This is a genomic window from Mycobacterium sp. GA-1841, from assembly GCF_001954135.1.
Classification (GTDB): domain Bacteria; phylum Actinomycetota; class Actinomycetes; order Mycobacteriales; family Mycobacteriaceae; genus Mycobacterium.
Genome location: NZ_MBEQ01000011.1, coordinates 1 through 22803, shown reverse-complemented (window position 1 = coordinate 22803; position 22803 = coordinate 1). Strand labels below are relative to the sequence as shown.

At 67.0% G+C, this 22803-nt stretch carries 21 protein-coding genes; 11 read left to right on the top strand and 10 right to left on the bottom strand.

The window, feature by feature from the left end; genetic code table 11:
- Positions 1-4 precede the first annotated feature (4 nt).
- A complete protein-coding gene (locus A5740_RS03230) occupies positions 5-487 on the bottom strand; it encodes a hypothetical protein (RefSeq protein WP_076191449.1) in 483 nt (160 codons plus the stop codon).
- Positions 484-2931, bottom strand: coding sequence for a molybdopterin oxidoreductase family protein (locus A5740_RS03225; RefSeq protein WP_175616146.1), 2448 nt, complete (start codon positions 2929-2931; stop codon positions 484-486). Before A5740_RS03225 ends, A5740_RS03230 begins: the two co-directional genes overlap by 4 nt.
- 200 nt (positions 2932-3131) lie before the next feature.
- On the opposite strand from A5740_RS03225, the gene A5740_RS03220 reads away from it, so the two are divergent.
- Entirely contained in the window at positions 3132-4265 is a 1134-nt protein-coding gene (locus tag A5740_RS03220; RefSeq protein WP_076191482.1) for a 1,4-beta-xylanase, read from the top strand.
- A gap of 353 nt (positions 4266-4618) precedes the next feature.
- The gene (locus A5740_RS03215) at positions 4619-4975 is read left to right on the top strand and encodes a hypothetical protein (RefSeq protein WP_254849062.1); all 357 of its coding nucleotides are present in this window, start codon (positions 4619-4621) and stop codon (positions 4973-4975) included.
- 99 nt (positions 4976-5074) lie between these two features.
- On the opposite strand, the gene A5740_RS03210 is transcribed toward A5740_RS03215, so the two are convergent.
- Positions 5075-6106 (bottom strand): alpha/beta fold hydrolase, encoded by a 1032-nt coding sequence (locus tag A5740_RS03210; protein ID WP_076191446.1) that lies wholly within the window; start codon positions 6104-6106, stop codon positions 5075-5077.
- An 84-nt stretch (positions 6107-6190) separates the two neighbouring features.
- On the opposite strand from A5740_RS03210, the gene A5740_RS03205 reads away from it, so the two are divergent.
- Positions 6191-7081 carry a LysR family transcriptional regulator gene (locus A5740_RS03205; RefSeq protein ID WP_076191445.1) on the top strand — a complete coding sequence of 297 codons (891 nt, stop codon included), beginning with the start codon at positions 6191-6193 and terminating at the stop codon, positions 7079-7081.
- 58 nt (positions 7082-7139) lie between these two features.
- Here A5740_RS03205 and A5740_RS03200 read toward each other — a convergent pair whose 3' ends face one another.
- Entirely contained in the window at positions 7140-7493 is a 354-nt protein-coding gene (locus tag A5740_RS03200) for a VOC family protein (protein ID WP_029109183.1), read from the bottom strand.
- A gap of 40 nt (positions 7494-7533) precedes the next feature.
- Between A5740_RS03200 and A5740_RS03195 the strand changes: the two genes are divergently transcribed.
- Both A5740_RS03195 and A5740_RS03190 read left to right on the top strand, forming a co-directional pair.
- Complete coding sequence (locus A5740_RS03195) at positions 7534-8601, top strand: hypothetical protein (RefSeq protein ID WP_076191443.1); 1068 nt, start codon at positions 7534-7536, stop codon at positions 8599-8601.
- Positions 8602-8706: 105 nt separating this feature from the next.
- Positions 8707-9486: an SDR family NAD(P)-dependent oxidoreductase gene (locus A5740_RS03190; protein WP_076191441.1), complete on the top strand. Its 780-nt coding sequence runs from the start codon at positions 8707-8709 to the stop codon at positions 9484-9486.
- On the opposite strand, the gene A5740_RS03185 is transcribed toward A5740_RS03190, so the two are convergent.
- Genes A5740_RS03185 through A5740_RS03170 form a run of 4 tightly spaced genes read right to left on the bottom strand, consistent with a single transcriptional unit; the run spans position 9451 to position 16021 of the window.
- On the bottom strand, positions 9451-10086 hold the full coding sequence (locus A5740_RS03185; protein WP_076191439.1) for a TetR/AcrR family transcriptional regulator: 636 nt from the start codon (positions 10084-10086) through the stop codon (positions 9451-9453). The two genes, A5740_RS03190 and A5740_RS03185, sit on opposite strands and share 36 nt — an antisense overlap.
- Before the next feature lie 7 nt (positions 10087-10093).
- Positions 10094-11302 carry an FAD-dependent oxidoreductase gene (locus A5740_RS03180; protein ID WP_076191438.1) on the bottom strand — a complete coding sequence of 403 codons (1209 nt, stop codon included), beginning with the start codon at positions 11300-11302 and terminating at the stop codon, positions 10094-10096.
- The gene (helR, locus tag A5740_RS03175) at positions 11295-13466 is read right to left on the bottom strand and encodes an RNA polymerase recycling motor ATPase HelR (RefSeq protein WP_139334902.1); all 2172 of its coding nucleotides are present in this window, start codon (positions 13464-13466) and stop codon (positions 11295-11297) included. Before helR ends, A5740_RS03180 begins: the two co-directional genes overlap by 8 nt.
- 20 nt (positions 13467-13486) lie before the next feature.
- On the bottom strand, positions 13487-16021 hold the full coding sequence (locus A5740_RS03170) for an RNA helicase (protein WP_076191435.1): 2535 nt from the start codon (positions 16019-16021) through the stop codon (positions 13487-13489).
- 190 nt (positions 16022-16211) lie between these two features.
- Here A5740_RS03170 and A5740_RS03165 point away from each other — a divergent pair, with 190 nt between their 5' ends.
- The 3 genes from A5740_RS03165 to A5740_RS03155 all read left to right on the top strand — a co-directional run bounded on the left by A5740_RS03165 (position 16212) and on the right by A5740_RS03155 (position 19525).
- Positions 16212-17051, top strand: coding sequence for an adenylate/guanylate cyclase domain-containing protein (locus tag A5740_RS03165; RefSeq protein WP_254849061.1), 840 nt, complete (start codon positions 16212-16214; stop codon positions 17049-17051).
- Positions 17052-17126: 75 nt separating this feature from the next.
- Positions 17127-18260: a ferredoxin reductase gene (locus A5740_RS03160; RefSeq protein ID WP_371454709.1), complete on the top strand. Its 1134-nt coding sequence runs from the start codon at positions 17127-17129 to the stop codon at positions 18258-18260.
- A gap of 26 nt (positions 18261-18286) precedes the next feature.
- Complete coding sequence (locus A5740_RS03155; RefSeq protein ID WP_076191478.1) at positions 18287-19525, top strand: acyl-CoA desaturase; 1239 nt, start codon at positions 18287-18289, stop codon at positions 19523-19525.
- Positions 19526-19528: 3 nt separating this feature from the next.
- Here the strand turns inward: A5740_RS03155 and A5740_RS03150 are convergent, their stop codons facing one another.
- Entirely contained in the window at positions 19529-20164 is a 636-nt protein-coding gene (locus A5740_RS03150; protein WP_371454708.1) for a cutinase family protein, read from the bottom strand.
- Between the two features lie 126 nt (positions 20165-20290).
- Between A5740_RS03150 and A5740_RS03145 the strand changes: the two genes are divergently transcribed.
- Both A5740_RS03145 and A5740_RS03140 read left to right on the top strand, forming a co-directional pair.
- A complete protein-coding gene (locus A5740_RS03145; protein WP_076191433.1) occupies positions 20291-20677 on the top strand; it encodes a nuclear transport factor 2 family protein in 387 nt (128 codons plus the stop codon).
- A gap of 13 nt (positions 20678-20690) precedes the next feature.
- Complete coding sequence (locus A5740_RS03140; RefSeq protein WP_076191432.1) at positions 20691-21410, top strand: CoA pyrophosphatase; 720 nt, start codon at positions 20691-20693, stop codon at positions 21408-21410.
- A 2-nt stretch (positions 21411-21412) separates the two neighbouring features.
- Here A5740_RS03140 and A5740_RS03135 read toward each other — a convergent pair whose 3' ends face one another.
- Positions 21413-21853, bottom strand: a complete 441-nt coding sequence (locus A5740_RS03135) for a flavin reductase family protein (protein WP_083653921.1) — start codon at positions 21851-21853, stop codon at positions 21413-21415.
- Between the two features lie 172 nt (positions 21854-22025).
- Here A5740_RS03135 and A5740_RS03130 point away from each other — a divergent pair.
- Positions 22026-22803, top strand: a 778-nt coding sequence (locus A5740_RS03130) for an alcohol dehydrogenase catalytic domain-containing protein (protein WP_254849060.1), incomplete at its 3' end; no start/stop codon positions are given.

Here is a 22803-nt window from a genome sequence, read left to right as displayed (position 1 = left end):
CCGGTCAGCTGCTCAGAACCTGCGGTGAGAGTTCCTTGAGCATGGCGTTGGCCCACCGCATCTGACGCAAGGTCTGAGGATGGCAGCGCTCGGTGAGGGTGAGCAGCTCCTGGTCTTTGGTGGCCTGCGCGCCTTGGCCGAGCAACTCCCAGTCCAGTGACACACCGGCCGCGGCGCGATGGACCTTGCGCAAGTCGGCCAGCAGCAGCAGTGCAGGTTCGGGGCGCCGGCGCATCGCGGCGCTGAACCGCTCCTGGATCCAGCGGGTGACGCGCATCCGACCCGAGCGCCAGGTCAGATGCAGGCCATAGTGGCGGCCGTGCTCGGCCAGCAGCGCCACGTGCTCCTCGGACCACCGGGCCAGATCATCGGCGAGGTGGGAGATGTCCTGGTCGCTGTGATGCCGCGCGGCGATGGACCGCAGGTCGTGGGCCAGGGAGTGCTCGCTTCGGTGTAACTCGGTCAGGGCCAGGGTGATCTTGCTCATGGCGTCCCCTCGACGATCCGCTCCTCGGTCACCTCGGCCGCGGCGGTGCCGGTGGTCGCGGGCACCGTCACGGTCACGGGTGCCGATGCGGTGTTGGTCGGTGCCGGGGCGGGTCCGTGGCCACTGCCGACGCGCCGCACCTGTGCCGCGGCGGTCTTGAAGATCGGCTGCTTGGACACCGGGTCCCAGTCGGTGAGGGTGAGCTCGTTGGCGGCGCGATGACGCGCGCCGGAGGTGAGATCGGCGGTGTCCCAGTACCCGTAGTGGAACGGCAGGAAGACGACCCCGGACCGGATGCCGGTGATGCGGGCCGCGGCCATGACGCAGCCGCGCGGGGTGCGCACCTCGACGAAATCTCCTTCGTCGATCCCGGCTCGGCGGGCGTCGGCCTCGGAGATCTCGATCCACACCTGCGGAGCCGCGGCGTCCAATTGCGGTGTGCGACCGGTTTTGGTGCGGGTGTGGAACTGAAAGACGGTGCGCCCGGTGATCAGCACGTACGGGTAATCGGGTGAGGGAGGTTCGTGCGGCGGCACATACTCGGCGGCCTTGATGATGGCCCGCCCGTGGGGGTTCATGGCGCGATACTCGGTCGGCTCCAACGGTGCCCCGGTGATGAGGTCCTTGCCGTAGGCCTCGCAGTAGTCGGGGTGGGCCCAGAACTGCCCGTCGGCGTAGAGGCGTTCGGTGCCGTCGGGATTCTCGGCGTTGCACGGCCATTGGATACCGCTGCCGCCCCGCAGCTTGTCGTACGTCAAGCCGGTGTAGTCACACGGCCGGCCCGCACTGCACTGCTTCCAGGCCTCGAAGGCCTCTTCGGGGCTGTCCCACGACGGCAGCCGGTGGCCATCCTTGTCGCGGAAGTCCATGCGGCGGGCGTAGTCGAGGAAGATGTCGAGATCAGGACGGGCCTGCCCGGGTGGATCGATGGCCTTGTCCGAAAGATGAACAGTGCGATCGGTATTGGTGAACGTCCCGGTTTTCTCTGCCCACGCCGCCGCCGGCAGGACCACGTCGGCCAGCGCAGCGGTCTCGGTCAGGAAGATGTCCTCGACCACCAGGAAGAGCCGTTCCTGGGACAGGATGTTCCGGATCCGCGCCAGCTCCGGTAGGGATACCGCCGGGTTGGTCGCGGTGACCCACAGCATGCGCAGCGTGCCCTCTTCGGCATAGCGCAGCATCTGCATGCAATGGGTGGGCGGGGCGTAGTGGGGGATCTGCATCAGGTCCAGATTCCACAGGTTGGCCAGTTCTTCGATGTGGGAGTCGTTGGACCAGTTGCGAAATCCGGCGAGATCACCGTCGGCGCCGCATTCGCGGGTGTTCTCGGCAGTGGGCTGGCCGTTCATCTGCAAGATGCCGCAGCCGGGCTTGCCGAGCAGACCGCGTACCAAGTGAATGTTGTTGACCTGCACGGCGGCCGCGGTGGCCTGGTGAGATTGATAGAAGCCCTGCAGCACCGTGGAGAGCACCCGCGGCGCCGTGCCGAGGATCTCGGCGGCCTCACGTACCCGGGCGGGCTCGATCCGGCAGATCTCGGCCACCCGCTCCGGCGGGAACTCCGCGACCCGCTTGGCCAGCTCGTCAAAGCCCACCGTGTGCGCGTCGATGTAGTCGTGGTCCACCCAGTCGTGGGCGAGGATCTCGTGCAACAGCCCGTTCATCAGCGCGACGTTGGTGCCCGGCAACGGGGCCAGATGCACGGTGGCGTGCTGGGCCACCAGCGTCGGGCGAGGGTCGACGCACACGACGGCGGGTGGGTCGGACCCGGCCAATCGGTCCAGCATGCGCATCCACAGCACGGTCTGGGTCTCGGCCACGTTGTGGCCGTACAGGGCGATCGCGTCGCAGTGGTCGACATCGGTGTAGGACCCGGGCTGTCCGTCGCAGCCGAACGATTCCTTGAGGGCCTCACCGGCCGTGGCGGTGCACAGCCTGGTGTTCCCGTCGACGTGGTTGGTGCCGATCGCCCCGTGCGCGATGACACCTTGGGTGTAGTACTCCTCGATGAACAGCTGGCCGGAGGTGTAGAAGCCGATCGAGCTCGGGCCGCGCTCGGCCAGCAGCGTCTTGCTCTGTTGGACGATCCGGTCCATCGCGGTGTCCCAATCGGTCTCGACGAGCTCGCCGTCGCGGCGGATCAGCGGAGTCGTCAACCGGTCGGGTGAGCTGTTGGCCTGCCAGCCGAACAGGTCCTTGGGGTCCACTCGGCCGTGGTTGACCCTATCCACCTCGCGTCCTCGGACGCCGACGATGCGGCCGTCTTTGACCGCGATGTCCACGCCGTCGCCGTTGGAGTGCAGCACCGCCGCCGATTGCACCCATCGGTCCACCTGATCCGGGGACAAGCCGTCGTCGAGGTAGGTGTCCACCCGTCGTGGCCAGCGTTCGCCTCGGCCGTAGGGGGTTCGGGCGCCCCACGGATCTGCAATACGATCGCTCACCGCGAACAGGTACCCGAAGTGACCGGCCCCAAACCAGGGCGCCGCATGGTGCGCTCCGGGCCGGGCTCGGGTACACCTCGAGGGGTGGGCAGGCCGACGCCGAAGGTCCGCGAACCAGGCCGTTGATGAAACGAAACATTAAGGAACACAGTTTGATTGGCTACGCTGACCAGCACGCCCGGCAACCCGGGGGCGGCCGATTGGCCCGCCGGAGCGCATTCAAGGTTCCGTTGCTCATGACCGCGGCGGCGGCGTTGAGCCGGACACCGCGGGCCGAGGCGCGGGCCGGCCGCTGGTCGCCCGAGCGGGCGCACCGGTGGTACCGGGAGCAGGGCTGGCTGGTCGGCGCCAATTTCATCCCGTCCAACGCGGTGAACCAGCTGGAGATGTTCCAACGGGCGACCTATGACCCACAGCGCATCGACAACGAGTTGCGGATTGCCCGGTTGGCCGGGCTCAACACGGTGCGCGTCTTCCTGCACGACCAGCTGTGGGCGCAGGACCACGTGGGTTTTCAGAACCGGCTGTCCCAATTCGTCGCGCTGGCGTCCAGCCACGGCATCAGGCCGCTGTTCGTGCTGTTCGACTCCTGCTGGGATCCGTTCCCGCGGTTGGGTCGGCAGCGCCGGCCGCGCCCGGGTATCCACAACTCGGTGTGGGTGCAGAGCCCTGGTGCGCAGAACCTGGACAGTCACCGCTACCGGCGAACCTTGCGCGATTACGTCATCGGGGTGATCACTCAGTTCCGCAAAGACGACCGGGTCTTGGGCTGGGATCTGTGGAACGAGCCGGACAATCCCGCCGCCAACTATCGCGAAGTGGAGCGGCAGGACAAGATCGCGCTGGTCGAAGGGTTACTGCCGCAGGTCTTCGGCTGGGCCCGCCTGGTCGACCCGATCCAGCCGCTGACCAGCGGGGTGTGGGACGGGCCGTGGGCCGATCCGCTCAAGCGCAGCCGGATGGCGACGCTGCAGCTCGATCTGTCCGATGTGCTGACCTTCCACAGCTATGACCATCCGGCCGGGTTCGAGGCCCGAATCGGGGAGCTGGCACCGATGGGACGGCCGATCATGTGCACCGAGTACCTCGCGCGCGGTGAGGGCAGCACGATCGAGGGCGTACTACCGATCGCCAAACGGCACAACGTCGGCGCCTACACCTGGGGTTTGGTGGCGGGCAAGACCCAGACGTACCTGCCGTGGGATTCCTGGGACCGGCCGTACCGGACGCCGCCGCGGGTGTGGTTTCACGACCTGTTCCATGCCGACGGCCGGCCGTATCGGGAAGGTGAGATCCGCACGATCCGGGAATTGACCGGGCGTCCGTACCCGTGACGCATTCAATATTGGCGCCCAAGTACTGATCGGACCAGCCGTTAGGATCGCTTCCGGGGGACGGAGGTCGATGGATTGGGGTTCTGGACGCGGCTGCCAGCCTCCCCGATTCGGTCGCCGGAGAGCGTGTCCTTGGGACCGCTCACCATCACAGACGAGGATATGGCCGGCCTGCAAACAGCAGGCGTGGCAAGGGAATTCGACATTGCCGGGGCTTCCTCGGTATCGGCCTATGACGGGGCCCCCAGATGATCGGCAAGAGACGCATTGCGCTGGTTGTGTGGCTGCTGGGTGCCGTGTTGTTGGCAGCGTGTTCAACGTCGCACGACGCTACCAAGGACAGAGGACAAGGTATGCAGGCCTCCGCTGAGACCGCCACAGAATTCGGCGACGTGAATCTCCCACCGACGGCCGAGGTGTTGGCCGTTGACACCGATGCGGGTCGTGATACACGCTACCGCTTGGCATTCCGCACCAGCACTGCGGAATTGCCGAGATTTCTATCCCAATTCGGCCACCAGCCGCAGGCCTCGAAGATCCCACGAACGATTCGGGTGATCGGAGGGCCGGAGCTCTCCGAGGCGCCGAATCCGCTATATGCCCAGGACCGAGTCACCAACAAAGAGGGTCAGTCGGTGACCCGCGAGGTCATCGTCGACGAGCGGGCGACCGATGAGGTGTACGTCCACCTGTCGATGTACACCACCTGAGCTGTTATGACGACTGTGTAGGTTTTCGGCGTGAGGATCGCGGGAGAGCCCGAGAACCTGCACGGTCGTCACAGTGCCGCAGAAGCACGTGCCCGGAGATCAGCGCCCGCCCATCCGGCTGACGTCGGTGACGGCGGTGGCGAACTGCTCGGGTGCTTCTTGCGGCACGTTGTGGCCGATGCCGTCGAAGATGCGGTGTTCGTAGGGGCCGGTGTACAGCGCGCGGTAGCCCGCACCGTCCTTGGCGGCGCCATCGAAGTCCGACCCGATCGTGATCGTGGGCACGGTGACGGCTGGTTTGGCCGCCAGCCGCGCCTCGTCGGCGTCGAAGCGGGGCTCACCGGGAGCCAGGCTGAGCCGCCACCGGTAGTTGTGCACCACGATGTCGACGTGGTCGGGGTTGTCGAACGCCGCGGCGGACAGGTCATAGGTGGCGTCGTCGAAATGCCAGAGCGGCGAGGCCTTCTCCCAGATCAGCCGGTTGAATTCCGTGGTGTTCTGCCGGTAGCCGAGTTCGCCGCGCGGGGTGGCGAAGTAGTACTGGTACCACCAACCCAGCTCGGCCTCCGGCGGCAGTGGTTTGAGGTTGGCGGCCAAGTTGACGGTGATGTAGCCGCTGACCGCGACCAGACCGGCGCACCGCTGCGGCCACAGCGCAGCGACGTTGTTGGCGGTCCGCCCGCCCCAGTCGTATCCGCCGAGCACGGCCTGGCGGATGTCGAGGGCATCCATCAGCGCAATCACGTCGTGCGCCTGTGCCGCCTGCTGACCGTTGCGTACGGTGTCGGCCGACCGGAACCGGGTCGAGCCGAACCCGCGCAGATAGGGCACGATCACCCGGAAGCCCCGGTCGGCCAGCAGTGCCGAGACATCGGCGTAACTGTGGATGTCGTAGGGCCAGCCGTGCAACAGGATCACCGGTTGTCCGTCGGCTGGGCCGGCGTCGGTGTAACCCACGTTCAGCTCGCCGGCGTCGATCTGCTTGACCGGGTTCATGGTGTGCGCCGGCTTGGCGGGCGGTCCGGACGGCGGCGTCGGTGTCGGGGCACCGCCACAGGCCGCCAGGGTCGCCGCCCCGGCGGCGGCCGCCGTCAGGAAGCCGAAATGCCTTCTACTCAAAGCTGTCACCATCGGTCCATTTCACGTTGCGGGCGTACATCAAGTCCAACGATCGAATCTGATGACTCCCATCCATCAAATCGATAAGTTCGGAACATGGAGTTACGTCAGCTCGAACACTTCCTCGCGGTGGCCGGTGAGATGAGCTTCACCCGTGCCGCCGAGCGGGCACACGTGGTGCAGTCGGCATTGTCGGCGTCGATCGCCAAGCTGGAGCGTGAGCTCGGGGTGGCCCTGTTCGACCGGTCGCGGCAACGGATCAGCCTCACCGCCGCGGGGGAGGCCTTCCGGCCGCGCGCCCACGAGGTGTTGCATGCGGCCCGCGCCGCAGCCGAATCGACCGGGCAGTTCCGCGGAGCTCTCATGGGCACCGTCGAATTCGGGTCGCTGATCTCCTACGGACCGGTCGATGTAGCCCGGGCGCTCGGGGAGTTTCACCGGGCCCACCCGTTCGTACGGTTGCGCTTGCGGCTCAGCCAGTCCGGCGCCTCGGCCTATCTGTCGGCACTTCTGGAAGGTTCGCTGGACCTGGCGCTGGTGTCGCTGCCCAACCGGTTCCCCGCCGGGCTCGACATGCGGCTGTTGTTCGAGGAGAAGATGGTGTTCGTCTGCCGCGACGATCATCCGCTGGCTCGGAGGCGTCGTCTCGATCTGGTCGATCTGGCCGACGAGGATCTGGTCGGGTTCCCACCCGAGTTCGGTCTGCGGGGCCTGATGGACGACGCTTTCCACCGGGCCGGGGTGGCCCCCCGAACGCAGTACGAGGTGCCGGCCGGGTTCGCGGTGATCGCCGAACTCGTCGGCAACGGCCTGGGCACGACGTTCATGCCGGCCTCGGAGGCGCGGCGGTTCGGCGAGTTACGAACGGTCGCCCTTCATGACGCGGCGGTGTGGCAGGTCTACCTGGCCGCACCGCCGGCCGAGCGGATGACCCCGGCCGCGGCCCGGTTGGCCGAAACTCTGCTCGAGGCGGCGGACGTCGGCTGACGCTTCAACGCGCCAGCGGGCTTCCGAGCGGTTAGCGAGCCAGCGGGCTTCCGAGCGGTTAGCGAGCCAGCGGGCTGTAGAACACCAGGCCGTTGCCTTTGTTGTCGTAGACCACCGCGCGGCGCTCATGGGCATCGTCGTAGGGATGCTTGATGATTCCGCCACCGCTGGCCTCGATGGCCTTGGCCGCACCATCCACGTCGGCGGTCTTGATGCCGACGACGACCTGGCCCGGGATGGGGTGGTCGACGGAGGTGGCCAGCGCGAGCGTGAGTGATCCCCCGTCCAGCGCGGCGAAGTGGGCACCGTCGCGGAACTTCAGTGGCATGCCGAGGGTTTCGCTGTAGAACCGGATCGACTCGTCGAGATCGTCGGTCGACAAGATGATCATGCGGACGTCGTGATCGCTCATGCCCGGAGATTATCTGAGCCAACACCGAAACTGTGGGTATATGGCTACGGTGCAGGAGCTCACCGTGGGCCTGGTGGCCGATCCGGGTCTGGCCACCAAGATCGTGCAAGCGCTGAGCCCGGACTTGCCTGCGGCGTTGGGCGAGCACGTCAGCTCCGAGGTTCGATGGATCGTGGAGGTCTGCAGCCTGGCGTTGCCCCTCGACGAGGCCGGGAATGTCGCGGTGTGGAAGCACAGCGACGAATTGAAATCCCAACGGCATTGGGATCTGCTCGTCTGCGTCACGGAGGCCACCAGGCGGCGCGGCGACACGCTGGTGGTGTCCGACACCAACATCTCCCACGATGCCGCGCTGATCTCACTGCCGGCGCTGGGTCCGGTCCGGTTGCGTCACCATGTCGGCAAGTCCGTCGTGGGGGTGCTGAAGGTGTTGTGGAATCCCGCCCGTGAACAGCAGCGGACCGTCGAACCCTGGCGGCTGACCCGGGCTGAAGTCACCGACGATCACGACGGCCGAAATGCCTTCCTGGAGTTGACGCCGAACCGTGGCCGGCTGCGGCTGATGCTGGGCATGGTCCGAGTGAACAGGCCGTGGCGGTTACTGCCCTCGCTGTCCAGTGCGATCGCGGCGGCGATCGCGACGGCCGCGTTCGGCGTCTTCTACTCCAGCATCTGGCAGATGGCGGATGCGATGAGCACTGTCCGGCTGGCGTCTACCAGCGTCGTCGCGGTTCTGGCGATGATGTTGTGGTTGATCGTCGACAACGGCCTGTGGGAGACGGCGGGCGATCTCAACGAACGAAAGAACGCGGCGTTGTACAACGGTGCGACGCTGCTGACCCTGAGCGTCGGCGTCGCGTTCATGTACGTGCTGCTCTTCCTGGCGATCCTGTTCGGCGCCCTCACGATCATCCCGACCGGGTACCTGGCGTCTACCCTCGGCCATCCGGCAGCGCTGCGCGATTACGCGGAGTTGGCCTGGTTGGCCAGTTCGCTGGGCACCTTCGCCGGCGCGCTGGGTTCGAGCTTCGAAAGCGACTATGCGGTACGCAGCGCGACGTACGGCAAGCGCGAACAACAACGACACGCGCTGGCCACCAAGCCATGAAGGTCTGCCGATGGGCCCCAGGTCTCTACTGATGTAGAGACCTGGGCTACGTTGTCTCAAACGCCGGGTTGTCCGAAACGCCGAGTCAGAGGAGACATCGCCGATATGACGCTGCAATTCGATCTGTCAGCACGGCGGGTGTTGATCACCGGTGCCGGCCAGGGCGTGGGTCGGGGCCTGGCCGAGGCATTCGGTGCCGCCGGCGCCACGGTGTTGGTCAACGATCTGCGCGAGGATCGGGCCCAGGCCGTTGCGGACGAATTACGGTCCGCCGGAAGGGATGCAGTGGCGGTGCCGTTCGACGTCACCGACTATGAAGGAGTTGCCCAGGCGATCAGCGCGGCCGGGTCCGTCGACATCTTGGTGAACAACGCGGGCAACGCCGGAGCCGAGGGATTCGCCTCCCGGATGCCGTTCGCCGAAAGCGCTCCGAGCGACTGGGATCCGTTCCTGCGGGTGAATCTCTACGGCGTGTTGCATTGCACCCGTGCGGTGCTGCCGGCGATGGTCGAGCGCCAGTGGGGCCGGGTGGTGACGATCGTCTCGGACGCCGGACGCACCGGTGACGCCAGCGGCGCGGTGTATGCGGCGGCCAAGGCCGGCGCCGCGGGTCTGACCCGTTCGATCGCCCTGGAGAACGGGCGCTACGGCATCACCGCGAACAACATCGCCCTGGGCACCATGCGTACCCCGCTGACCGAACCGTTGTGGGCCGAGATGGCCGACTCCCCGCAGGCCAAGGCCATCCTGTCGCGCTATCCGATCCGCAGGCCCGGTCTGCCCGAGGATGTCGCCTATCTGGCGGTGCTGCTGGCCAGTGACCACGGTTCCTGGATCACCGGCCAGACGCTACCGGTCAACGGCGGCTACTCCTTCGCGATGTGAGGCGGCCGGAACCGAGGCGACGATCGAGGTGATGATGGTCTGCAGTTGTTCGGCGGAGTTGATCGCCCGGTCTCCGCGGGCCAGGGCCAGCATCAACCCGCTGATGAAAGTCAACAGGGCATAGGCTTTTTCGTCGATGAGGTGCGCTTCGGTGTCGGCCGGACACAGGGCGAGCACCACATCACGGTGCAGTTCGAAGAACCGTTGCTGGTTGTGGCTGAACGCCTGCGCCAGGTCGGTATCGCGGCTGGCCGGCATGACGAGCTCGTAGCGGGCCTTGCTGCGGACCAGACGTTGCCCGACGCCGGATTGGACGACCAGCCGGGCCAGGCGGGCGGCCGCCGAGGACGGGTCGTCGTGGATTCTCGTTCGGGTCGCCGCGGTGAGGTCGGCCAGATCCAGGTCGGCGATCCGGTTGGCCACGGCACGCACCAGCGCCGCACTGGTCCGGAAGTAGAACGACGTGGTTCCATCGGGCACCCCGGCCCTGCGGTCCACCTTCAGATGCGTGACACCTTTGATTCCCTCACGGGCCAGCAGAGTGATTGCCGCATCACACAATTCACGTCGGCGTTGCTCCGGATTCTGTCTGCCTCCCACGCGGGACCTATCGTCGGGCCGGACCGGCGACGTGCTCTGGGCGCACCCCGGTGCCCACCAGGTAGGCCGGGATCGTCGTGAGTTGGGGGAACCGGCGCACCAGCGTGAGCAGCAGTTCGGGCGGGGCGATCTCGCCGCCGGCCATCACCGGCTGCATCACCTGACGATGCAGGATGCGTTGGAACCCTTGGGTGACGACGGTCGGAAGCAGACGGCGCCGTTGCACGGCGGCCAGGTCCGATTCGGTGACCCGGTGCTCGCGCAGCGGCTGGTACAGCAGGCGTGCCGCCGCGGCGGCGTCCTGGATGGCGACGTTGATGCCGACACCGCCGACCGGCGACATGGCGTGGGCGGCATCGCCGATGCACAGCAGGCCGTCGCGGTACCACTGCGACAGGCGATTGAGCCGAACATCGAGGTGCTTGACGTCGTCCAACGACGTGACGGCGTGCGGATCGGCCTCGGGGATCAGCTCGGCGAGTTCGGTGTGGAAGGCGTCGAGGCCTCGCGCCCGCAGCTGTCCATCGCTGCCCTTCGGGATCAAATAGGCCACCTGGAAGTAACCGGTGCGGGGAATCATGATCAACGCCCGTCCGGGGGCGGTGCGGGGGATCAGCGAGTACTGACCATCCTCGGTGCGCGGCAGCCGAAACCACCACACGTCGAAGGGCACCGGATAGTCCCGGGGTATCAGTCCGGCCTCGCGCCGCGCCAGTGACCAACGCCCGTCACACGCCACGGTGAGGTCGGCGGTCAGCTCGCCGTCTCCCTCGGGGCTGGTGTAGCGCACACCGGTAACCCGTTCGCCGTCACGCACCAGTCCGGTGACCTCGGTCTGCATCCGCAGGGTGAAGTTGGGATCGTCGCGGCCCGCGTCGGCCAACAGATCCAGGAAGTCCCACTGCGGCACCATCGCCACGTACGGGTGGGGTTGGCGCAGCCGGCTGAAGTCGAGGAGTGTCACCGGCGGTCGGCCGTCGACCGAGAACTCGGCCTTCTGGACCTTGCTGTAGCCGATCTTGCTGAACTCGGCGAACAGCCCCAGCTCGTCGAGCATCCGCATGGTGCTCGGATGCACTGTGTCCCCGCGGAAATCGCGCAGGAAGTCCGCGTGTTTCTCCAGCACGGTGACCGCGACCCCGCACCGGGCCAGGATGAGCCCGAGCATCATGCCCGCGGGCCCGCCGCCGACGATCGCGCAGGTGGTGTCAGGCATCGACGAGTCCGTTCAGGGCAGCGGGCAGCGGTTCGGAGTGCAGCACGCCGAGGCGCTGGGTGGCCCGGGTGAGCGCGACGTACAGCTCGGCCGCGCCCCGGTCACCATCGGCCAGGATGCGGTCGGGCTCCACCACGAGCACCGCGTCGAACTCCAGGCCTTTGGTGTCGGACGGGGCCACCGCACCGGGCACCTCGGGTGGCCCGATCACCACGGACGTCCCGTCGCGCTCGGCTTCATCGCGGACGAAGTCGGCGATGGCCGCGGGCATCTCCTCGCTGCCGAGTTTTCGCGACCACGGCGCTACGCCGCAGGCCCGCACCGACTCCGGCGGTGTGACGCCCGGGGCGAACTCGGCCAACACTGCACCGGCCACGGCCATGATCTCGGCCGGCGTGCGGTAGTTGACCGACAGCGTCCGGTAGATCCACCGGCCCGGCACGTACGGCTCCAGCATGTCGGCCCACGCGCGGGCACCGGCCGCGGAGCGGCGCTGGGCCAGATCGCCGACGATCGTGAAGGACCGGCGCGGGCAACGACGCATCAGCACCCGCCAGTCCATCTCGGACAGTTCCTGGGCTTCGTCGACCACCACATGACCGTAGGTCCAGTCCCGGTCGGCCGCAGCACGTTCGGCGAGTTCGCGGGTGTCGCGTTCGGAGAACCGGTCGGCCAGGTCCTCGGCGTCGATCAGGTCGCTGGCCAGAAGATGGTCCTCGTCGTCCATCAGATCTTCACGGGCGATCATCAGATCCAGCACCCCGGCGGCATAGGCGGCCTCTTCGCGCCGCTCGCGTTCGGCGGCTTCCTCGCCAGCCTTGTCCCGGCCCAGCAGGTCCACCAGCTCGTCGAGCAGGGGCACATCCGAGATGGTCCAGGCTTCGCCGTCGGCACGGAACAGGCGAGGATCGGCGCCGGCCGCGGACAACCGTTCGGGCGACGAGTACAGCGGGCCGAGCAGCGTCTGCGGCGTCAGCACGGGCCACAACCGGTCGAGAGCCGCGGCGAATGCGGCGTTCTCGTCGAGCTCGCCGACCACGCTGGCCCGCAGCTCCTCCCAGGCTGCCTTGTCGGCGCGGGTCAACCAGCCCTTGCCGATGCGGGCGACGGCGCGTTCGGTCAGGACGTAGGTGACGATGTCGCGGAACGTGGGCCGAGCTTCGTTGTGCGGCAGCCCGGTTTCGCGGGCCTCTTCGATGGCCCACTGCGCGGTTTCGGCGTCGATGCGCACCGTGACGTCGGGCAGTTCGATGTAGATCGGCTCGTCGGGAACCTCCTGGCGGTCGGCCACCGCGGCGGCCAGCACGTCGAGGATCTTGAGTGATCCCTTGATCGCGGCGACCTCGGGTGCGTCCTCGGCGGTGACGTGCAGTCCGGGCGCCAGGTCGCCGGGGGTCATGAACACCGCATCAGACTCGCCCAGCGACGGCAGCACCCGGCCGATGTGGTGCAGGAACGCCTCGTTGGGACCGACCACGAGCACGCCGTGGCGTTCGATCCGCTCCCGGTGGGTGTAGAGCAGATAGGCCACCCGGTGCAGCGCCACCACGGTCTTGCCGGTGCCGGGGCCGCCCTCGACCACCAGCACCCCGGTGTGCTCGTTGCGGATGATCTCGTCCTGCTCGGCCTGGATCGTGGCCACGATGTCGCGCATGCCTTCACCACGGGGGGCGTTCACCGCGGCCAGCAGTGCGGCGTCCTCGTCACCTTCGTCGCCAGCGGTGGGCCGGCCCAGCACCTCGTCGGTGAAATCCAGCAGCCGCCGGCCCAGGGTGCGGAACTGGCGCCGCCGCCGCATGTTTTCGGGGTGGGCGCCGGTTGCGGTGTAGAACGGCCGCGCCAGCGGCGCCCGCCAGTCCAGCAGCAGCGGCTCGAAGTCGTTCTCGCGATCGAAGATTCCCAGGCGTCCGACGTAGAGATGTTCTCCGTCAACGGTTTCCAGCCGGCCGAAGCACAGGCCGTTGTCGGCCACGTCGAGCCGGTTGGCTTCCTTGGCCAGGGCCCGCACCTCGGCGTCGCGTTCCACCGCGGTCCCGCCGTGCTCGCGCAACGCCGCGCGGTAGCGGTCGCGGACCCGGATGCGTTCGGCATCCAGGCGGCTGTAGAGCCCGTCGACATAGCTCTGTTCGGACTGCACTTCGACGTCGTGATCGTCAGCTGGCACGTGCTCCACGGTTCCTTTGCTCATCCCATCCGTCCGGCGTCGACGATACGCAGCACCGCGGCCCCCTCTTCGTCGCTCGCGGCCAGGTCCACCTCCACGTCGAATCCCCAATCGTGATCTCCGGCCGGATCATCGAGGATCTGTCGTACCCGCCACACCTGCGGTTGCCGGTCGAAGATCAGCAACGCCGGCCCGCGCGCGTCGGCTCCGGTGCCCACCTCGGCATGCTCGTCGAAATAGTCCTCGCCCACGTCGGCCCAGCGATCGGCCGTCCAACCGGACCCATTGTCCAGCGCGCCCAGCTCGTCCCAGCGGGCCCGGGCGAACAGCTCCACCCGCCGGAACAACGCATTGCGCACCATTGCGGTGAAGGCCCGCTCGTTGCCGGTGAGCGGACGTGGCCGGGCCGGCACCGCGACCGGAATGTCGTGCGGTTGATCGGGACTGGTGAGTTGTTCCCACTCGTCGAGCAGGCTCGAATCCACCTGGCGCACCAATTCGCCGAGCCACTCGACGATGTCGGCCAGTTGCTCGGTGCGGGCCGCCGTCGGCACACCCGAGCGCAGCGCCTTGAACGCATCGGACAGGTAGCGCAGCACCGCGCCTTCGGAGCGGGTCAGGCCGTAGAGGCTGATGTATTCGCGGAAGGTCAACGCCCGTTCCCACATCTCACGCACCACCGACTTGGGCGACAGATGCCCGTCGGCGGCCCACGGATTGGTCTGCCGGTAGACCTCGTAGGTGTGTTCGAGCAGTTCGGCCAGCGGCTTGGGATAGGTGACCTCGTCGAGCAGTTCGATGCGTTCGTCGTACTCGATGCCCTCGGCCTTCATCTCGGCGACCGCTTCGCCCCTGGCCTTGTTCAGCTGCGCGGCCAGGATCTGGCGGGGGTCTTCCAACGTCGCCTCGATCACCGAAACCACATCCAGCGCATAAGTTTCCGACTCGGGGTCCAGCACGTCCACCGCGGCCAGCGCGAACGTCGACAGTGGTTGGTTGAGTGCGAAATCCGGCGGCAGGTCGACGGTCAGCCGGTAGCGGCGACCATCGGCCTCGGGTTCGTCGAGTCGTTCCACCACGCCGGCCTGTAACAAGGACCGGGCGATGCCGACGGCCTCTCGGATGTGCTTCAGCTGACGCTTGCGCGGTTCGTGGTTGTCGGTGAGCAGTCGGCGCATCGCCTCGAACGGGTCGCCGGGACGGTCCACCACGTCGAGGATCATCGCGGTGGACACCCGCATGTTGCTGGTCAACGCCTCCGGCGCAGCGTCCATCAACCGGCTCATGGTGTTCTCTCCCCACGGCACCATGCCCTCAGGAGCCTTGCGGCGCACCAGTTTTCGGCGTTTCTTCGGATCGTCGGCCACTTTGGCGAACTGCTTGAGGTTCTCTACCTCGTGGTCGGGGGCCTGCACCACGACGGTGCCTGCGGTGTCGTAGCCGGCCCGGCCGGCCCGCCCGGCGATCTGATGGAACTCGCGGGCATTGAGCAGCCGCATCCGGGTCCCGTCGTACTTGGACAGCGCCGAGAACACCACGGTGCGGATCGGCACGTTGATGCCCACACCGAGCGTGTCGGTGCCGCAGATCACCTTGAGCAGCCCGGCCTGGGCCAACTGTTCCACCAGGCGGCGGTATTTGGGCAGCATGCCGGCGTGGTGGACGCCGATGCCGTGGCGCACCAGCCGCGACAGCGTGGCCCCGAAGGTCGTCGAGAAGCGGAACGCACCGATCATCTCGGCGATCGCAGCCTTCTCCTCTTTGGTGCAGACGTTGACGCTCATCAGTGCCTGCGCCCGCTCCAGCGCCGAAGCCTGGGTGAAGTGCACGACGTAGATCGGCGCCTGCTTGGTCTGAAGCAGGTCGGCGATCGTCTCGTGCATGGCGGTGGTGGCGTAGGAGAAGAACAGCGGGACGGGCCGCTGCGCGCCGGCCACCAACGCCGTGGGCCGTCCGGTGCGGCGGGTCAGGTCCTCGCGTAGGAACGTGACATCGCCGAGGGTCGCCGACATCAGCAGGAACTGGGCCTTGGGCAGTTCCAGCAGCGGTACCTGCCAGGCCCAGCCGCGGTCCGGGTCGCCATAGAAGTGGAACTCGTCCATCACCACCAGGCCGATGTCAGCATCGGCGCCCTCGCGCAAAGCCAGGTTGGCCAGGATCTCGGCGGTGCAGGCGATGATCGGGGCGTCGGCGTTCACCGATGCGTCCCCGGTGAGCATGCCGACGTTGTCGGCCCCGAACACATTGCACAGCGCGAAGAACTTTTCGCTGACCAACGCCTTGATCGGGGCGGTGTAGAAACTGACGCGGTCCGCGGCGAGTGCCGCATAGATCGCCCCGGTGGCCACCAGCGACTTGCCCGATCCGGTCGGCGTCGCGAGGATCACGTTCGCTCCGCTGACCAGTTCGATCAGCGCCTCCTCCTGCGCCGGGTACAGCGTGGTGCCGTTGGCCTCGGCCCAGGCGGCGAAGTCGGTGAACAGCGCGTCGGCGTCGCCGCCCTTGGCCTGTAGTGCCGAGAGGTCGTTCGGATCGTCGAGCAGCGGAGTGGTCATATTGATGACCAGCGTGCCAGTTGGTTCACCGCGCCGATCCCCGGGCACGGTCCACGTTCGTAACGCTGTGGCGGAAAACAGGCTGTTGGGCCGCCACAGCGTTACCAACGCGAGCGCTGCGTCGCTATCCGAACTGCCCTGGCTGGTAGTCGCCTGCGGGCATCTGAACGATCACGGCGATAATCAATGGGTGCCGACACCGACCACCACCGAGGCCGTGTTGTTGGGCATCGTCATCCTGCTCTTCGCGGCGTTCGTCACGTTCCTGGTGCTGTTCCTCGTGAGCCGACGGCAGTTGACGACGGCCCGCCGCCAGATCGAGCGCATGCAGGCCGAGGATGAGGACCGCAAGCGCAGACGGCGTCGCGGTGTCGCGCCATTGGCGATCAAGACCGTCTTCCAGACCGCGGACATGCTGATCAACAAGGGGCTGGGCGCGACGGTGCGCAACTCCATCGAGGATCTGGCCGGTTGGGCCCAGGTCGAACGCCCGGATCTGGCGCGGCTGACCGCCGACGGGCGCGTCGTCATCGTTTTCTCCGACATCGAGAGCTCGACCGAATACAACGCGGCGATGGGCGACCGGGCCTGGGTGAAGCTGCTGGAGAAGCACAACAAGCTGGTGCAGTCCCAGGTGGACAAGCACGGCGGTCACGTCGTCAAGACCCAGGGTGACGGGTTCATGATCGCGTTCGCCGATCCGGAGAACGCGGTGCGGTTCGCCACGGATGTCCAGCGTGCGCTCGCCGAGAATCCGCAGCGCTGGGAGGCGATCCGGGTGCGGATCGGGGTGCACATGGGTACTTCGGTGCGCCGCGGCGACGATCTGTTCGGGCTGGACGTCGCGATGGCGGCCCGGGTCGCCGGTCAGGCCGACGGCGGCGAGATCCTGGTCAGCGGGCCGGTCGGGGAGGCGGTCAGACCTCTCGATGACGTCGCGCTGGGTGCTCCGCGGGAGGTCGAGCTGAAGGGGCTACCGGGGACCCACGTTCTCTACCCGGTTCTGATCGGACGTGAGGCTGACGTGTGAGCTGAGCCCGAGTGGGTAGTCGGCATACATGTGTTCACCAATCTCGCGGTTCGGACCGAGGCCCGGTCGATGCCGATGACCCAGGCCCTACGACGATTGACCCGCTGGACCGAAAAGCCGGCACGAGGTGTCGAGACGGCGTCTGGGCGCAACGTCAACATGCTGCGTGGGCTGGTGGCCCGGGCCACCACACCGTTGCTGCCGGATGACTATCTCAAGCTGCTAAACCCGCTGTGGTCGGCCCGTGAACTGCGTGGAGAGGTCGTCGCGGTCAGCAAGGAGACAGCGGATTCTGCCACCGTCACGATCAAACCCGGTTGGGGTTTCTCCGGTGACTACAAACCAGGCCAGTACGTGGGCATCGGTCTGTACATCGACGGTCGCTGGCACTGGCGGTCGTATTCGTTGACGTCGGTTCCGCAGCGCAAGGCGGACCTCATCTCGATCACGGTCAAGGCGACCCCCGAGGGGTTCCTGTCCACCCACCTGGTCAACGGGGTGAAGCCGGGGACGATTGTGCGGCTCGCCTCGCCGCGGGGAGACTTCGCGCTGCCCGACCCGCCGCCGGCCAAGCTGCTGCTGGTGTCGGCAGGCAGTGGCATCACGCCGATCATGGCGATGCTCCGGTCTCTTCAGCATCGCGGGCACAACCCCGCCATCGTGCACATCCACTCGGCCCCGTCCGCCGACAGCGTGATCTTCCACGACGAATTACGCGGTCTGGAGCGGCATCTCAGTGGATACCGGCTGCACCTGCACCTCACCGATGATCAGGGGCACCTCGACTTCGGCACCGCGCTGGCCGACATCGTCCCGGACTGGACCGAGCGACCCACCTGGGCCTGTGGGCCACCGGAGATGCTCGACACCCTCGAGTCCCTCTGGACGGCGGCCGACCGGGTCGACAACCTGCACACCGAACGGTTCGTGATCGCCCGCACCGACCGGGGCGGCGAGGGTGGCACCGTCACCTTCGCGATTTCCGACAAGTCCATCGAGATCGACGGCGCGACATCGCTTTTGGAAGCGGGGGAGAAGGTCGGAATCCAGATGCCGTTCGGCTGCCGGATGGGGATCTGCCAGACCTGTGTCCTGCCGCTGGAAGCCGGACACGTCCGCGACTCCCGGTCCGGTCAGGAGCACGGCGCGGGCGACCGGATCAACACCTGCATTTCGACTGCCTCGGGAAACTGCACGCTGAACGTGTGAGCACCGCCGACCTGTCCAGGAGAAACATGGCCATCACCGACATCAAGCAATATGCACATCTGACCGAGACCGATGTGGAGGCACTCGCCGCCGAACTCGACGCGATCCGCGCCGACATCGAGGAGTCGCGCGGCGCACGCGACGCCCGATACATCCGGCGCACCATCCAGCTGCAGCGGGTCCTTGCCGCCGGCGGCCGAGTGGCGTTGCTGGCCAGTAGAAACCGGATCGCCCGGTACGCCGGCATCGGCATGCTCGCCGCCGCGAAGATCATCGAGAACATGGAGCTCGGGCACAACATCATCCACGGCCAGTGGGACTGGATGAACGATCCCGAGATTCACTCCACGGAGTGGGAATGGGACACCACAGCGCCGAGTGTGCACTGGAAGAAATCCCACAACTTCATCCACCACAAGTACACCAACGTCGTCGGACTGGACGACGACATCGGTTACGGCATCATGCGACTGACGCGCGATCAGCGCTGGGAGCGGTGGATGATCGGTAATCCGATCTACAACCTGTTGCTCGGCACACTGTTCGAGTGGGGTGTGGCCGCGCACGGCCTGGAGACCACGAGGTACCGCAAGGGTGAGAAATCGCTGGCCGAAGTCCGCAAAGACCTACGGGTGATCGGCAAGAAGGTCGGCAAGCAGGCGGGCAAGGACTATCTGGTGTTCCCCGCGCTGTCCGGGCCGAACTGGAAACACACGCTGAAGGCCAACATCGTCGCGAACCTGATCCGAAACTACTGGGCCTACGCCGTCATCTTCTGTGGTCATTTCCCCGATGGTGCAGAGAAGTTCACCCGCGAGGAGTTCGACGCCGAGACCTCGGGGGAGTGGTACCTGCGGCAGATGCTCGGCTCGGCGAACTTCCACGCGGGCCCGGTGATGGCGTTCATGAGCGGTAATCTGTGCTACCAGATCGAGCACCACCTGTTTCCCGACCTGCCGAGTAACCGCTACGCCGAGATCAGCGGGAAGGTGCGGGCGTTGTGCGACAAGTACGACCTGCCCTACACCACCGGATCGCTTCCGCGCCAATACTTTCAGTCGTTCTGGACCATATTGAAACTGGCCTTGCCGGACAAGCTGTTGACGGCCACTGTCGACGATGCCCCGGAAACGCATTCCGAGCTCAAGTTCCGGGTGCGGGCCGGCATGCGCGAGAGCTTCGGGGTGGATCCGCGTACCGGCCGGCGCCGAGGGTTGAGAACGGCGTTGCGCGAGTTGGAAACCGGCAGTATCGCCCTGAGGTGAGCGTCAACGCCGAGCGGCGGGCGCCGGGGCGTTGACGTGACGCGTCACCCACTGCGCGGCGAGCTTGATCAGGCCCGTTTTCGGATAGGTGATGTGGGCATTCCAGTCCCGGCCGAGCGAACAGATCGGGTCATTGGTGTTGCACAGATCCGCGGTTCTGGCGCCGAAGTCCGGGCTCATCCGGGTCAGCGGCTGACCAAGGCGCGCCGACGGGTTGCCGAAGACCACGACCGACGCGATCCGGGGGACGACGGTGGCGGGCAGCGGTGCGTTGTAACCCAGACCGGCGATCGGTGAGGTGGCCACGACGTCGACCACAGCCGCGCCTTGCGAGTAGCCGCCCATCACGATCTTCGTCTTGGGGCAGCGCGCCGCGGTGGCCTGGACGCGTTTGCTCATGTCGGTGGCCCCGGCGGCAGCCTTCATGAAATCCCAGGAGGCGGGGTACTGCACCGCGTAGGTACCTACCGTCGAGCCTTTGACCATGGGGCGCAGCGTGTCGACGAACGCCTTGCCGACGTTGCCGATGCCGGCGGGCTCGTCGGTGCCGCGGGCGAAGACCACTTCGATGTCGGGGCAGTCCGGTGCGGCGGTTGCCACCGGAGGCGCGGGTGTGCCCAGCGCGGCAGCTGCAGCCACCACTGCGATGCCGGTCCGGCAAGTTCTTCGTCCCACTCGCCTGCCTATACCCACTAACCACTTTTACCACTCTTTTCACAGCAATGCCCAGGCGTACCGGCCTCGCGCAGCGGGTATTGCACTGCGATGACCAGTCCATTACTCGATGAACTCCTGCACATCGAACGGGCCGGATGGGACGCGCTGTGCGAGTCGAGCGGCGCCGATTTTTACGGCGAGCTGATGCTTCCCGACGCTGTCATGGTGCTGGCCAACGGCATGGTGATGGATCGCAACACCGTCGTCAGTGCGTTGGCCTCCTCGCCGCCGTGGCGCGCCTATGAGATCAGCGGGGTGCATGCGATCGCCCTCGACGACGACACTGCCGTCCTGGTCTATGTCGGCACGGCCTACCGCGACGGAGACGAGCCGGCGTTCGTCGGCGCGATGTCCAGCGTCTACCACCGCGTCGAGGGAACCTGGCGGCTCGCGCTGTATCAGCAGACCCGCAAAGCGGACCAGCCGGCCGGCTGAATATGGTCGAGCAGTGACGATCGCCTACGACGACGCGCTGCGGGACCGGATCGGGACGCATCTGGCGGGACACCGACGCCGCTCCGTCACCGACCCGACGAAACGCCATGCCGCGGTGGCCGTGGTTCTGGTGGACTCCGAACTCGGGGAGGACCGGGTGGACCCCGCTCCGGTCGATGAGTGGATCGATGGCCGGCCGATGCCGGAGCCCGGGCTGGACGGTCGCATGGTCGACGTATCCGGTGGGGCGGCTTTCCTGTTGTGCCGTAGGACTTCTCGGCTGTCGTCGCACGCGGCGCAGTGGGCGTTGCCGGGCGGTCGGCTGGATCCGGGGGAAGACGCGATCGAGGCCGCCCTGCGCGAACTCGACGAGGAGGTCGGCGTGAGCCTGCCCGATTCGGCGGTGTTGGGTCTGCTCGACGACTATCCGACCCGTTCGGGATATGTCATCACCCCGGTGGTGATCTGGGGTGGTGGTCGCCTGGACCTGCGGCCCTCACCCGATGAGGTGGTGGCGGCCTACCGGGTGGGGCTGCATCAACTCCAGCGTGCGGACTCGCCGCGGTTCATCACCATCCCCGAGAGCCCGCGTCCGGTGGTGCAGATCCCGTTGGGCAACGATCTGATCCATGCGCCCACCGGCGCGGTGTTGCTGCAGTTGCGTTGGCTGGCGCTGGAGGGACGGCCCGATCCGGTCGCCGAACTCGAGCAGCCGGTCTTCGCCTGGCGCTGACGTCAGGCCTCGTGCCCGGGCTCGAAGTCGGTCACATCGGACAGTTCGATCCACGGCTGTGGGTCGTCAGGAGCTTGTCCCGCAACGGGTTTCAGCAGATATCCGATGTGGTCGCCGAGATCGAACCGGTCCAGGATCTCCCCGACGAACCAGGCCGGTGCGGCGTCGAGGATCGGCGTCTCGGCGGGGCCGGAATGCCAGCGGCACCGGGTGAATTTGTCGATCTCGTCGCCGGTCTCTTCGCCGAACAACCGCGCCAGGTCCAGGTCGTCTCGGGCCAGCAGATGCACCCCGAGGTGGTCGGCCGAGGTCGCGATGGTCAGCGTGTGGTTCTTCTTCGACAAGCCCACCAGAAACCGGGGCGGGTCGATGCTCGATTGGGTGGTGAACCCGACCAGGCAGCCGGCCCGTCGCGTCCCGTCCTGCACGGTCACGACGTACATCGGGTAGTCGAGGAGTCCGGCGAACCTGTCGAATCCGTCCCAGCTTGAGGTCACCGGATCATTCTCCTCGACCCTCCTTGACCTGGCCCCGGTTTGGTGCCGATCTGCCGGGGTAGCCAGCACCTGGTCCGTCCAAACCGGCAGGGCCACTCCAGACTGAGGGGAGACAGCTGTGAAAGCCGTTACCTGGCACGGCCGGCGGGATGTGCGGGTCGATACCGTGCCGGACCCCGAGATCGAAGAGCCGACCGACGCGATCATCGAGGTGACCTCGACCAACATCTGTGGTTCGGATCTGCATCTCTACGAGGTGCTCGGTGCGTTCATGAATCCCGGCGACATCCTCGGACACGAACCGATGGGCATCGTGCGCGAGGTCGGGTCCGGCGTCGGCAACCTCTCGGTGGGGGATCGGGTGGTCATCCCGTTCCAGATCTCGTGCGGGCACTGCTTCATGTGCGATGAGCAGCTCTACACCCAGTGCGAGACGACCCAGGTCCGAGATCAGGGGATGGGCGCGGCCCTGTTCGGTTACTCGGAGCTGTACGGCCAGGTCCCCGGCGGCCAGGCGCAATACCTGCGGGTGCCGCAGGCACAGTTCACCCACATCAAGGTTCCCGACGGGCCGCCGGACTCCCGGTACGTCTATCTGTCGGATGTCCTGCCCACCGCATGGCAGGCCGTCGCCTATGCCGCGATTCCCGACGGCGGTTCGGTGACCGTGCTCGGGCTCGGGCCCATCGGTGACATGGCGGCCCGCATCGCCCACCGGCTCGTCCAGCGAGCTGAGGTCGATGGTCGTTATGCCACGCGCTTCAGCACGGCCCAGCCGTTCCCTGACCCGGTCCACGGCGATGACGCGGTAACCGAGATGGTGGGCGATGCGGGCCGCCATGTCACCGATGGGCCCGAGCCCGAGCACGGTCACCGAACCGCCGTCGGGAATCGCG